Annotated in this window: 8 protein-coding genes; 5 read left to right on the top strand and 3 right to left on the bottom strand. The window is 48.2% G+C overall.

What is annotated here, in order from left to right; genetic code table 11:
• Nucleotides 1-214 precede the first annotated feature (214 nt).
• Nucleotides 215-2,323 carry a M3 family metallopeptidase gene (locus AAKU61_RS02055; RefSeq protein ID WP_354329358.1) on the bottom strand — a complete coding sequence of 703 codons (2,109 nt, stop codon included), beginning with the start codon at nucleotides 2,321-2,323 and terminating at the stop codon, nucleotides 215-217.
• Nucleotides 2,324-2,769: 446 nt separating this feature from the next.
• On the opposite strand from AAKU61_RS02055, the gene AAKU61_RS02050 reads away from it, so the two are divergent.
• Entirely contained in the window at nucleotides 2,770-3,528 is a 759-nt protein-coding gene (locus AAKU61_RS02050) for a hypothetical protein (protein WP_354329219.1), read from the top strand.
• Nucleotides 3,529-3,671: 143 nt separating this feature from the next.
• Here the strand turns inward: AAKU61_RS02050 and AAKU61_RS02045 are convergent, their stop codons facing one another.
• Entirely contained in the window at nucleotides 3,672-4,874 is a 1,203-nt protein-coding gene (locus AAKU61_RS02045; protein ID WP_354329217.1) for a pyridoxal phosphate-dependent aminotransferase, read from the bottom strand.
• A 308-nt stretch (nucleotides 4,875-5,182) separates the two neighbouring features.
• Here AAKU61_RS02045 and AAKU61_RS02040 point away from each other — a divergent pair, with 308 nt between their 5' ends.
• The 4 genes from AAKU61_RS02040 to AAKU61_RS02025 all read left to right on the top strand — a co-directional run bounded on the left by AAKU61_RS02040 (nucleotide 5,183) and on the right by AAKU61_RS02025 (nucleotide 10,031).
• On the top strand, nucleotides 5,183-6,697 hold the full coding sequence (locus AAKU61_RS02040) for an AlkA N-terminal domain-containing protein (protein WP_354329215.1): 1,515 nt from the start codon (nucleotides 5,183-5,185) through the stop codon (nucleotides 6,695-6,697).
• A gap of 129 nt (nucleotides 6,698-6,826) precedes the next feature.
• Nucleotides 6,827-7,312 carry a methylated-DNA--[protein]-cysteine S-methyltransferase gene (locus AAKU61_RS02035; protein WP_354329213.1) on the top strand — a complete coding sequence of 162 codons (486 nt, stop codon included), beginning with the start codon at nucleotides 6,827-6,829 and terminating at the stop codon, nucleotides 7,310-7,312.
• 627 nt (nucleotides 7,313-7,939) lie between these two features.
• Entirely contained in the window at nucleotides 7,940-8,293 is a 354-nt protein-coding gene (locus tag AAKU61_RS02030; RefSeq protein ID WP_354329211.1) for an energy transducer TonB, read from the top strand.
• Nucleotides 8,294-8,573: 280 nt separating this feature from the next.
• Nucleotides 8,574-10,031 carry a metallophosphoesterase family protein gene (locus AAKU61_RS02025; protein ID WP_354329209.1) on the top strand — a complete coding sequence of 486 codons (1,458 nt, stop codon included), beginning with the start codon at nucleotides 8,574-8,576 and terminating at the stop codon, nucleotides 10,029-10,031.
• Nucleotides 10,032-10,310: 279 nt separating this feature from the next.
• On the opposite strand, the gene AAKU61_RS02020 is transcribed toward AAKU61_RS02025, so the two are convergent.
• Nucleotides 10,311-12,560 carry a TonB-dependent receptor gene (locus AAKU61_RS02020; RefSeq protein ID WP_354329207.1) on the bottom strand — a complete coding sequence of 750 codons (2,250 nt, stop codon included), beginning with the start codon at nucleotides 12,558-12,560 and terminating at the stop codon, nucleotides 10,311-10,313.
• Nucleotides 12,561-12,618 lie beyond the last annotated feature (58 nt).

The following is a 12,618-nucleotide window of genomic DNA, read 5'->3' as shown; positions in this document are numbered from 1 at the left end:
AAAAAGGGAGCCATTGGCTCCCTTTTTTGTTGCTCCAGCTCGTGTGTGCTCGAGGTTTAATTCTAGCGGGGATTGCCCGACAAATGAGTAATCCCATTTTGCTTCAATTTGAATCAGAACCGGAACTCAAACTACAAAAAATCTGTAGCTGAGTTTGTAGCTAAATAGCAGCTAAGTTTGCAGTTAAGCTCTCAGTAAAGTTCTCAATAAAGCTTTATTTACTACCAGCTTCAGCCTTCAAGCCACGACGGATCAGCAAAGGATCAATCTTGGCATCCCTTCCACGGAAGCTACGGAAAGAATCCAGAGCATCTACACTACCACCGCGTGACAGCAGTTGTTGACGGAACCAGTCACCGTTTTTGCGCGTCAGGCCGCCGTTTTCTTTAAACCATTCCACTGTATCAGCGTCCAGCACTTCACTCCAAAGATAGGCGTAATAACCAGCTGAATAGCCACCGGCAAAAATATGCGAGAAGTAGGTGCTGCGATAACGTGGCGGTACTGGTGCAAAATCAACGCCAGCTTGCTTCAGCGCAGCAGCCTCAAATGCGAGCGCATCAGTCGGTACTTGGGCTGGCGTCAGTTGGTGCCAGCGTTGATCGAGTAAGGATGCAGCGATGTATTCTGTAGTGGTAAAGCCTTGATTAAACTTAGCGGTAGCACTCAATTTCGCCAACAACTCTGGTGGCATTTCTTCCCCAGTTTTGTAGTGGTGTGCATAGTTTTTCAAAACCTCTGGCCAGACTGCCCACATCTCATTCACCTGGGATGGATACTCGACAAAATCCCGCGGTACGCTGGTGCCTGAGAAGCGCGGATAACGCACGTTGGAGAACATGCCATGCAAAGCGTGACCGAACTCATGGAAGGCCGTGCGCACTTCGTCATAAGTCAACAAAGTCGGCTGACCTGCTGGTGGTTGCGGGATGTTGAGATGATTGGCAACGACCGGTAGCGTTCCGAATAAACCAGATTGCTCGACATACGCATTCATCCATGCACCACCACGCTTGTTGTCACGAGCGTACATGTCGGATAAAAACAGCGCCATCGGTTTGCCATCCGCATCAAATACTTCAAACACGCGCACTGTCGGGTTGTACACCGGCAGGTCTTTGCGTTCTTTAAAGGTAATGCCATAGAGTTTGGTCGCTGCAAAAAACACGCCATTTTCCAGCACATTACTCAGCTCAAAATAAGGGCGCAATTGGCTGTCATCAAAACTGTATTTTGCTTTGCGCACTTGTTCGCTATAAAACGCCCAATCCCATGCGGCAAGTTTGAAGCCGCCTTTTTTAGCATCGATCAGCTTTTGCATTTCTGCGGCTTCTTTCTTTGCATTCGCGACTGCGGCTGGTGACAATTCACCCAGCATTTTATTCACGGCATCCGTAGTTTTAGCGGTCTCATCTTCCAACTGATACGCGGCATGATTTGGGTAACCTAACAACTGCGCGCGTTCAGCACGTAACTTCGCCAGATCAATCGCCACCTGACGATTATCAAATTCACCGCCATGATTGCCACGCTCGATCGAGGCGTCATACAGGCGTTTGCGGATAGCACGATTCACCAGATTGGCTTCATAGGGCTGACCAGTCGTGTTCATTAACGGAATCAGATATTTGCCTTCCAGACCACGTGCTTTTGCCGCACTGGCAGCACTGGCGATCTCGTTATCGCTTAAACCTTTGAGTTCTGCTTTGGTATCTACCAGTACAGCGGACGCATTGGTTTCTTTCAACACGTTTTGGCTAAAGGTCGTGCCCAGACTTGCCAGTTGAGCATTCAGTGATTTGAGTTTGACTTTGTCGGCATCTGACAACTTAGCGCCAGCACGTACAAAATCGGTGTAATAGCGTTCCAGCAAGCGACGCGATTCAGGATCCAAGGCGAGTTGAGCACGCTGCTCGTACACTTCATTGATGCGCTGGAATAATTTGGCATTTAAGGTAATCGCATCACGATGCGCCGCCAACTTAGGAGCCAGTTCACGCGATAAAGCTTCAATCGTCGGATTGGTGTTCGCACCAGACATGCTGAAGAAAACGGTGGATACGCGCTTCAGAGTCTGGCCGGCACGCTCCATCGCAACGATCGTGTTGTCAAACGTCGGTTTAGCGGAATTGTCGGCAATACCATTAATCTCTGCCGTATGTTGCCGCATGCCTTCGGTAAACGCCGGCGCATAGTGTTCATTTTTGATTTTGTCGAAAGCGGGTAAGCCATAGGCTAAGGTACTTGCCGCTAAAAATGGATTGCTGACATAGTTATTCTCAGCAGATATGACAGATGTAGCGGGTGTAGCAGGTGCTGGCATTGGTGCAGACGGTAATGACGATTTTGCAGGCGTTGCAGGTGGTGTATCTGCTGCCATACTGGTATGGATCGCCAGGCTGGAGCAGAGCAACATGAACAGGGATTTGGACATGAGGGTCTTTTCTATCGAAGTAGTTGAAAAATGAATTCAGAAGTGACTGACAAATTGAGTGGCGAATTAGTGAATCATTTAATTGAATAAATAGATTTGAATCAATCCTGAGTAAGGCAGCAAATCATAGCACCAGAGCATGCTTAACATGTAGTAGCTCAGAGTTGACCTGACAACAACTGGTAGAAGACTGCGGCCAAATAGTTTTGCAGCAGTACGAGAGAGCCAAAAATGGAATAAGCAGCGATGCTTAGTGGCCAGAAGCGTACTATCCAACATGTTGAGTAAGATGCTCTATATCATTAACTTACTTTGAATAGGAAGGCGTAGGAACAATGGAATCTATTGTGCAGGATGCAGTTATGGCCAGGTCCGAGGGACTCTACGAAGACGCATTGCGACTGTTGAGAGGGGTATTTGGCCGCATAAGGGAAAGCGTTCCTGGCACCGATGAGTCCTACTTCATCACGATGTTCGAATGGAGTCAATTGTGCGCAGAATACTATCCAGCATATGAAGCCTTAGTCAGCGCCCGTGACGAAGAGGTGGTCTACCTGCTTAATGGCGACGATACCTTCGGTACTCGCGCAGTCGCCTGGCCGCATTCACGATTCCAAGTCATCGTGAATATGAACGAAACGCTCAATGATACCCGTGCAACATATGAGCTATTTAAGCAACTCTTGTCGCTACAGCCAACATTCGCACATCGCGAAGCTTCTTTTGCTTTGCCAGCCATAGTGGAGGCTGAGGACTTTGTTCTGGCGACTCGCTACCTTGCGGACCCATTACCTCGATTAAAGGAATTGAATCAGTTGGCGGCTCAGTTACCCCTGTTCCCGCCGATCTCTGTGGCGCCGCGCTTAGCCGCCGAGCTGATGAATTTTATGCGGGACGTGATATTAGGTGCGACTGTCTTAGAGGGACTGGGAAAAGATGCTGAGGCAAGATCTTTACGCGATGCTGCACTGACGGGTATCGCATCGGACGAAATCCGCGCACTCGCGAATCTGGAGATTGCAGTACCTGATACGATCATGCGTGAATTAAGCTCTCACCAGACGCGCCTCCATGAAGCATCCAACAAAGAATAAGCAATGGAAAGTAAGTCGCCGATGTCTGGCAAAAACCGAGCAGGTGCTGAACTTGAAGCAGGTTTATATATATGATTTTGGTTTAGTGTTTAAAAAGGAATATCGAATATTGTCTGAAATTCGATGCCGTCCTAACTAAGACATCAGTCTTTTTCCATAAACCTTTGCAGACGTTGCACACCCAACTCCAGTTTGTCTAAAGAGCTGGCAAAGCACCAGCGCACATAGCCTTCGCCTTCATTGCCAAAAGTACTGCCCGGTGCCAGCCCGAGTCCTACTTCTTTCACCAGACGTTTGCATAAACTGAGTGTGTCGGTTGCGCCGTCAAAACGGAAAAATAAATACATCGCACCTTTGGGTTTGGGCGTTGTAATGCCGGGTAAATCATTCAGACTTTGATACAGAAAATCGCGCGCGGCCTGATAACGTATCAGTGTGTTCTGTACGATGGGCTCGCCTTGCTCCAGTGCGGCGATGGCAGCGGTTTGGATGAAGCCGGGGGCGCAGGAAGTGTTAAATTCGATCAGCTTGCCGAGGTCTGCCATCACGCTTAATGGTGCGACGATCCAGCCTAGACGCCAGCCCGTCATGAGCCAGGATTTTGAAAAACTATTGGTAGAAATTACCCTATCTTCCGGGCTGGCGATATCCAAAAACGAGGGCGCGCATGCTAATGCTGATGGATCGTTGCTGACGCTGCCACTGACGCTGCTGCTATCGTTGTACACCAGACGTTCATACACATCGTCTGCCAAAATCCAGATGCCGTGTTGACGACAATGTGCCAAGACGATTTCTTGCTGATCACGTGGCATGACCCAGCCGGTCGGATTATTCGGTGAGTTAAGCATCAGCATTTTAGTATCGGGCGTTAAAGCATTTAGCAGCAACGGCAAATCTAATTCCCAGCTCAGACCAAATTGCAGAGGCACAGTGACCATGTTTGCACCGAGTATCTTGGGGATTTCGGTTAAGTTTGGCCACAGCGGTGTGACTGCGACGACTATGTCGCCGGGATTCAAGATGGTCTGCGCCACCAGCATTAAGGCCGATACGCCAGATGAGGTCACGGCAATACGTTCCATGCTGATGGGCTGATGCAAGCGCGACAGGTAACTTGCAATGGCTTGCCGCAATGCAGGAATACCGTAGTTATGGGTGTAAAAAGTATCGCCAGCATCCAGCGCCTGTTTTGCCGCATCGCGGATAAATTGCGGCGTCATCTGATCGGGTTCGCCAAACCAAAAAGGCAAAACATCCGTCATACCTATGCCTGCATTAGCCACTTCACGTATCTGTGATGCACCGAGTTGCTGGACGATAGGGCGGGCTTGTGGCAAGAACATAGCAGACCTTTGTATTGATGATGTTGGTAAAGGATTTGAGCGTTGACGATACTCGCTCCGAGTGTAGCGCAAACTTTGTGGATTTGGGTTCGACTTGGACTCTGTATGATTTCTGATGCGAGCTATCAGCGCGTACTAAGTCAGCCAGAGAGTGATTGCTTCTTTTGTCATGGCAGTCAATCAAGCTGGGTTTGCTTATCTGTCCGAAAATGGCTAGAAATAGTCAGGCGGATGCCGTATAAAGATGGCTTCAGAAGCGAAAAAATCGCCATACCAACACGACCTTGGTCATCACAATCTAAACGGCAATGAGCACGATAAATTTATCCGATTTCTCTACCACGTTTAACGATACTGTCGAACGCGACCTGTATTTTTATCGTGCTTTGTCCGCCAAGGACAGTCGTTTTGACGGCGTATTTTTTGCTGGCATCAGTACGACCGGCATTTATTGTCGTCCGGTTTGCCGGGTCAAAATACCACGCGCATCTTCTTGTCATTTTTTTGATAGCGCTGCGGCGGCAGAGGTAGCGGGTTTCCGGCCTTGTCTACGCTGTCGTCCTGAGCTTGCGCCCTATGCTTTACAACAAAATCTGGCCTATGCCGTATGGCAGCGAATTGCCGCCGGTGCCTTGAATGATGCCGGGATAGAAGCGTTGGCGCTGCAAGTCGGTTTGTCTTCGCGCCAATTACGCCGCGTGTTGTTACAGCAGTTTGGGGTGACGCCGGTTGAACTGGCGCAGACGCAGCGGCTTTTATTCGCTAAAAAACTGCTGCAAGAAACTCACTTGTCAATGGCAGAAGTGGCTTACGCCGCAGGCTTTGGCAGCGTGCGGCGCTTTAATGCGTTGTTTGCTAGTCGTTACAAAATGGCGCCCGGATCGATACGTCGCACGGCGTCAGAAGAGAGTGAGGGTTTGGTCTTGCGCCTGGCGTATCGCCCGCCTTATGCCTGGGATGCGTTGATGGCCTATTTACGCGGGCGCGCCATGCCGGGGCTGGAGGCGGTATTGGATCACGACGGCATCTACTCCTATATTCGCACTGTGCAATTGGAAGGTAAAACTGGCTGGCTACAAATTACGCATGTGCCAGACAAGCAGCAACTCGCTTTAAAAGTTGCCCCCGCATTGTCAACGGTGCTGATGCCCTTAATCGCCAAGGTGCGCCAGCTTTGTGATCTGGAAGCGAATCCCGTGGTGATTCAATCGCATCTGGCAAATGATCCCTTGCTGGCGGCACAAATAGACCGCACCCCGGGTTTGCGGGTGCCGGGTGCATTTGATGTGTTTGAGCTGGCGATCCGCGCCGTACTTGGGCAGCAAGTCAGCGTCGCCGGCGCGACCACCGTCTCTGGCCGACTGGTGCAGCGGTTTGGTGAGGTGACCAGCACGCCGTTTGCGGCCATTGGTTTTCACTTCCCTAGCCCCGCCAGACTGGCGCAATTATCGGTGGAAGACATCGCGCAGATTGGCGTCCCAAAAAGCCGCGCCGCGACTATCCAAAACGTCGCACGATTCGCGCTTGACGGTGGTTTGCAACGGCAACTGGGACTTAATTTTGATGAAGTCGTTACCCAGTTAAAAACGGTGGTTGGCATTGGCGAATGGACCGCTCAATACATTGCCTTGCGTGCTTTGCGCTATCCCGACGCTTTCCCTGCGGGTGATTTAGCACTGCAAAAAGCCGCGGCTGTATTGCCGGAAGTCCGGCTGACCGAGAAGCAGTTGCACCAGCGCGCAAACGCCTGGTCACCCTGGCGCGCGTATGCCGCACTGCTGTTATGGCAATCACTGAGTAAGGAAAGTAAAGATGGAAAATAAGAGCGGATTGCGCAGATCAGGTTGATGCGCTTGGCAGCCATCGAAAAATCATGATCTCTTCTACTGTTGCTACCACTCAGGTAATTAATGCAAGCTTTCAAATAATTTTATAGTGATCCGAGAATCGTCATGTTTTATACCCAAATTAATAGCCCACTGAAGACCATGTTGTTAGCCGCGACCGAACAAGGCTTAGCTGGCGTGTATTTTGAACAGCATAGCCATTTTAAAGGCAGTGAGGGCTGGATCAGGCAAGACAGCCATCCGGTCTTGCAACTCGCAGCGCAGCAACTGGACGAGTATTTTTCAGGACAGCGCCAGATGTTTGATATCCCGTTAGCTGATTCGCTAGGGACGGCGTTTCAAAAAGCGGTGTGGCAAATCTTACGTAGTATTCCTTATGGCAGCACCATGAGCTACGGCGAGATCGCTCAACAGCTCAACAACCCGGGCGCAGTGCGTGCGGTGGGCGCTGCCAATGGTCGCAACCCGGTGTCGATTATTGTCCCTTGCCACCGGGTGATCGCCAGTTCCGGCGCGTTGACGGGTTATGCGGGCGGTTTGCAAAATAAGCAGTGGTTGCTGGCGCTAGAGGGACAGCGTTCTTTGTTGTGAAGCAGATTTTGCACTGATGAAAACCCCGGAGAACAGCCAGTCAATCACGTCGATTCATAGAGTGAAAATAAATTACTCCCTATAAGTATATTTAAGTTGTCCATATAATGATTGGACAATAAAGGGGGTTTTATCAAAAAAATAGGGGAGTATATTTATGTTTGGTAGTTATTTGATTTTATTAAGGCACTCAAAAAACTCCTTATATTTACTTAATATCTAGTTAGTAGCGACTTAATATCGACTTGTTAGCGCGCCAGCTTTACGCAAGCTGTGCGTAATTCACACACTGTCCAACAATATTTACTCTGCGACTTTCACTTTTTGTCTTGCACCAACTCGGATAAAAAGCACGCCAACAGTGCGGTACAGCCAGTATTTGCACACCATCTGAGAAAAATCCCCCAGCCTGGCTATATACCATCGCACCATGTTGATGCGCGGCAACTAATATGGTTTTTGCGAATATCTCCTATACGAATAATCAATTTTTACAGATTTGTGCACTGCAGTATATTGAAGTCACCAAGAGCGGTTTTGCTGCAAATGTAACCTTAAAAAATCCACTTTTGTTGTCGCGCATCTATTTGATTCTTATTTGGTTTCACCACATTCTTCGGAGGTTTTATGTCTGCAACTACTCGTCATTGCTACGCCATTGCTGCCTTGTTACTGGCGGTCGCTTCTGCTCCTACATTCGCTGCAGAGATCAAAAGTCCTTTCGATACGAAGAACTGTGAAATGCCTGCTTATCCAGATAAATCACTCAGCCAAAGTGAAGAAGGCATGGTCAAGTTGCAGTTTTTAACCGATACCGCAGGCAAGGTGGTCGATGCCAAAGTAGTCCAGTCTAGCGGACATCGCAGTCTGGATAATGCGTCACTGAATGCGGTAAAAGAATGCAATTTCAAACCGGTAGCGACCGCTCAGTTAGTCGCCAAAAACTGGAGCAATATCTCGTTCGTGTGGTTGATGGAATAAGGTTTGCGTTTCGTCCGTATTGCAAGAATTGGTTGATTTGAATTTGAAACTGAATTTCAAACTGAATTTCAAACTAAGTTTGAAAAGTTAAATTTGGATGTCCAATCATTCTGCGGCTTCTAGCCTGTTTTTGGCTTGTAAGCCACAGAATGATTGGACTTCTATTTTTAAACACTTAAACCATCATTATTCCCTGTATTTCAAATATTTCATCTACCAGAAACAATCTCGGCATAAGCTACTGGTTTTCACAAAATTAATCATTTGTCGAGGGCTATGTATGTCGTTATATCAATTTCGCTCACCGCTGGTGCGGTTGAGTGTTTTATCACTTCTTGCGGTGCTGAGCGCCTGTAGTACTGTAAAAAGTACATCTGCACCAGACCAGTCTTCATTGCCCGCAGCAGGTAAAAGTGGCGTGCTGTATTCGTGGGTAGTGTTGGGTGAAAACGGCCAAGCGGTGGCGCGCAGTGTGACGCAAGACGCGGTTTGCCCGTCTATGATCATTGATGGCACACCACAAATTATGCAGGTGCGTGCCGCTGCGGGCACTGTGATGCAACGTGTAACCGCCAGTAGTGCGGATGATTCTAAGCCTTCTGATTTTCCTATTCTGACGTGTGAAGCGACATTAAGCCCAGCAATCAAATCGGCCAGTATTGCGGGTCAAAATTTGCCACTTCCTAAAGCCGCGCCGCAAAAAATTATCGTAATCGGTGACACCGGTTGCCGTATGAAGAAGACGGATAATTATTACCAACCGTGTAATGACGTCAGCAAATGGGCATTCCATGATGTGATTAAAACCGCAGCGACATTTAAACCCGATTTAGTCATCCATGTCGGCGATTATCACTACCGGGAAAATCGCTGCCCCGACGGCAATGCGGATTGCGCCGGCAGTCCTTGGGGTTATGGCTGGGATACCTGGAATGCCGATTTTTTTGCGCCAGCCGCACCTTTATTGCGTGTTGCACCTTGGGTATTCGTCCGTGGCAATCATGAGAGTTGCGTCCGTGCAGGCCAGGGCTGGTGGCGCTTGATGGACCCGCGTCCTTTGCTGGCGGGGCGTGATTGTAATTTGCCACAAGAGGATTTAAGCGGCGATTACAGCGCACCGTATGGCGTCCCTCTGGGTAAGATCGGGACTGATGACGCACAGCTGATCGTCTTTGATTCTGCCAAAGTCCCGAATAAAGTCTTGGCAAAAACCGACCCTGCGTATGCCTTGTATATGAACCAGTTCAATCAGGTAGAGCAACTGTCCAAGCAAGCTAGCTTCAATATTTTTGTCGACCATCATCCTATACTCGGGTTTGCGCCGGAGAAGAAAAAAGGTGGCCCGGTGGATTTCAAACCAGGTAATGCCGCCCTGCAGGATCTGATGCAAAACATTCATTTTGCTCGTTTGTTCCCTGACAATGTGCAAGCCGTTTTATCAGGTCATGTGCATTTGTTTGAGGCGATTACCTTCAGCACCGATCACCCGACGCAATTTGTGACAGGTAATGGCGGCTCGTCGCTGGATATTCCTATGCCTAATTTACGTCCTGCCACGGCGACACCGTTTATGGGGGCTGAGGTGGATTACTTTAGCAACACCAACGATGTCGGCTTTATGACCATGGAGCGCGAAGCACAGGGCTGGAAGATGCAAGCCTGGAATAAAGACGGCAAGTTGATGACCATCTGTTTGCTGAAAAATGGCAAAACTACTTGTGAAGCTGCTACGCAATAGTCATCTGGATAATAGATTTTTCTATGTCGTATTATGAAAAAAGCGAGACAAGAGTTGTCTCGCTTTTGATCACTCGAATTAATTTCATATACTGATCGTTGAAAAGCTGTTGCAGCGTGTCGCTAAGAGAAAATGTTATCGACTTGCAAAAAATCTCGTTCGGTATGTACGGTATTTACAAACAAGCGGATCATCTTGACACTATTTTTTGTGATCTGGTGGTGGTTTGGAGCAGCGTGTGATTTCACAACTACCACTGCTCCCGTGATCAACCCCTAGTTAAAAATAGCCTTTGAGTGACACCATATAGCTTCGCGGTGCTTGCCATTGATATTGATCTAACGCCATTGTTGCACCAGTAGATATAGCAGTCACTTTTTGGCTATTGGTGATGTTATAAATACTGAACTGTACTTTAAGCTTTTTGATCATCGATCCCAAATCGCCGAAGGTATAGGCTGCGTTCAGATCGGTATTTCCATACCCATCAATTTTATAGGCTGCTGGTTCGTTGTTGACCGCATACTGATCGCCCACTTGTTTATAGATTAATGAAGCGTTCCAAGGTCCTTGATTAAATAGCAGGCCCAGAGCAGCCGTCATTTTTGGTGCTTTTGCGATTGTGCCGACGCCAGCAGTGTTGTTGCTCTTAAATTTTGCACTATTGTATGAATAATTTGCATATAGCGCCCACCCTCCATCAACTAGCCAAGTTCCTTCCGTTTCAAAACCTTTATAAACTGTGCCGCCCTGATTGAAAAAGACGGTCTGACCGGCTACGACACTGGAGCCAATTTGATTATTAAAATCGATGTAGTAAACGTCCGCCGCAAAATGGAACCGGTCCGATTTATGCACGCCTCCAAACTGGTAGTTTGTAGTCGTTTGAGGGTCTGGTGTATTACCTGGATTAGTAACCTGCAAAGCAGTCCCTAAAATCGGTACTTGCATACCTTTAGCATACTGAAGATAAAGCGCATCGTCCTTATCTAACATATGGTTCACTGTGAGGAAGGGAAGGCTTGACGTAAAAGTCTCAGAGAAATTAGCGGCGATGTTGGAGCCTTGGTTCTTAATTGCATCGACACTGCGCGTAAAGTGCGAATATTTGAATCCTGGTGTAACTGTGGTGCTATCCGTTACAGCCCATTCGAACTCGACGAAAGGTTGGTATTGTTTCCAGCTAGAATCTTGATTGAATTTCGTACCCTTACCAGCCAAAGTGGGATCCAGCAGTGTCATAGTGGATACGTCCAGGCCATACTGGTGACGTATCGTATCTGACTGCTCTAACCATAAACCGGCACGCAACAGGCCATTAGAAAATTCTTTAGTCGCTTTCAAAATATCGCCAGTTACGCGATAGTGATTTAACTTGTCATAGCCTAAAACTCCACCTGCCGGCACTTTAGCGCCGCTATACGAACTGGCATTAGTGCCTGCGCCGGCAGCGATGACGCCATGACCTAAATAGCCGCTTGCATCAAATCCTGCGATAGTTTGATTATCGTAAAAATAGCTATAGAGATTGTTATCTGTTTGGAAGCCGTTACCCCAGTCAGATTGCAGGCGGAGGTATTCAAAATCCGTTTTTTTATGAACTGTGTTGTAGCCATAATAACCTTGGCTAGTTGGGTCATTGTTAAGGCTGTAGTTCTTGCCGAATAAAGCAGCCTGAGCCAAAGTCGCTCCGGAAGTCGAGTCTGGTAACGCAGCCTTGATGTCGTTGTAGGTAGCAAACACAGTGAGCCGCGTATTGCTACCGAGTTTCTGCTGGTACTTTGCAACGAAATTCGCGCCATCCATCGTGTTGTAACTGAGGTAGCCATCGCTCTTGATTTGTTGCACATTCAATTGTAAGGTTGAGCCGTTCTCACCAAATTTTCCGCTCTCAAAGCCGATACCGTATAAATTTGTGTTCCAGTTGCCGTGCGAGAAATATACTTCTGTCGCCGCTTTGGCCGCGGGTGTTTTGGAATATAAATTTATACTTCCCCCATATGTTGCCTGCCCAAGATTACTAGCATTGCCCGGGCCGCGTTCTACAACCACACCGCCGATGACCGCCGCTGGAAAATAAGCGGTCGAATGATGTGTCGGGTCATTGGTATCGCCGAAAGGGATACCATCCCAAGTCACGTTATATTGCGAATCCTGAAATCCACGCAGTACAGTTTTAGTATCTGCTGCGCCTGGTCCATTCGATGACGGTTGGGTCGACGCACCAGGAGAAATACCAGCAATCGTGTTGAAATTACCTGTTGGCGCTACCGATTGTTCGATATAAGCACGTGAAATAATTGATTGTGGTTCCGTCGTAGTCAGATTTACCTGGGTAGGAGCAACCGCCGCAACTGAATCGCGTTTGGCGGCAACTTCAACTATTTGACCTGCGCCGCTTTGTGAGCCCACCGAGCCAAGGTTCACGGATTCTTGGCCGAAAGCAAGGTATGGGAGACTCAGAGACAATAGTGAAACTGATAATGCCTGATTCAAGTAGCGCTTACGAAATGGAATTGCATGAAGCATCTTGTTACTCCTGGTATTGAAATACATTGAGAGATAAAGCTATCGTTTTGCGGCGTAT

The sequence above is a fragment of the Undibacterium sp. GrIS 1.2 genome (assembly GCF_040544435.1).
In the GTDB taxonomy this organism is placed as follows: domain Bacteria; phylum Pseudomonadota; class Gammaproteobacteria; order Burkholderiales; family Burkholderiaceae_D; genus Undibacterium.
This window is presented reverse-complemented; position numbering and strand designations above follow the sequence as displayed.

Coding starts and splice junctions, on each gene's coding strand:
- AAKU61_RS02050 (WP_354329219.1), top strand. CDS start 2,770: ATGGAATCTATTGTGCAGGATGCAGTTATGGCCAGGTCCGAGGGACTC.
- AAKU61_RS02025 (WP_354329209.1), top strand. CDS start 8,574: ATGTCGTTATATCAATTTCGCTCACCGCTGGTGCGGTTGAGTGTTTTA.
- AAKU61_RS02030 (WP_354329211.1), top strand. CDS start 7,940: ATGTCTGCAACTACTCGTCATTGCTACGCCATTGCTGCCTTGTTACTG.
- AAKU61_RS02055 (WP_354329358.1), bottom strand. CDS start 2,323: ATGCCAGCACCTGCTACACCCGCTACATCTGTCATATCTGCTGAGAAT.
- AAKU61_RS02035 (WP_354329213.1), top strand. CDS start 6,827: ATGTTTTATACCCAAATTAATAGCCCACTGAAGACCATGTTGTTAGCC.
- AAKU61_RS02040 (WP_354329215.1), top strand. CDS start 5,183: ATGAGCACGATAAATTTATCCGATTTCTCTACCACGTTTAACGATACT.
- AAKU61_RS02020 (WP_354329207.1), bottom strand. CDS start 12,560: ATGCTTCATGCAATTCCATTTCGTAAGCGCTACTTGAATCAGGCATTA.
- AAKU61_RS02045 (WP_354329217.1), bottom strand. CDS start 4,874: ATGTTCTTGCCACAAGCCCGCCCTATCGTCCAGCAACTCGGTGCATCA.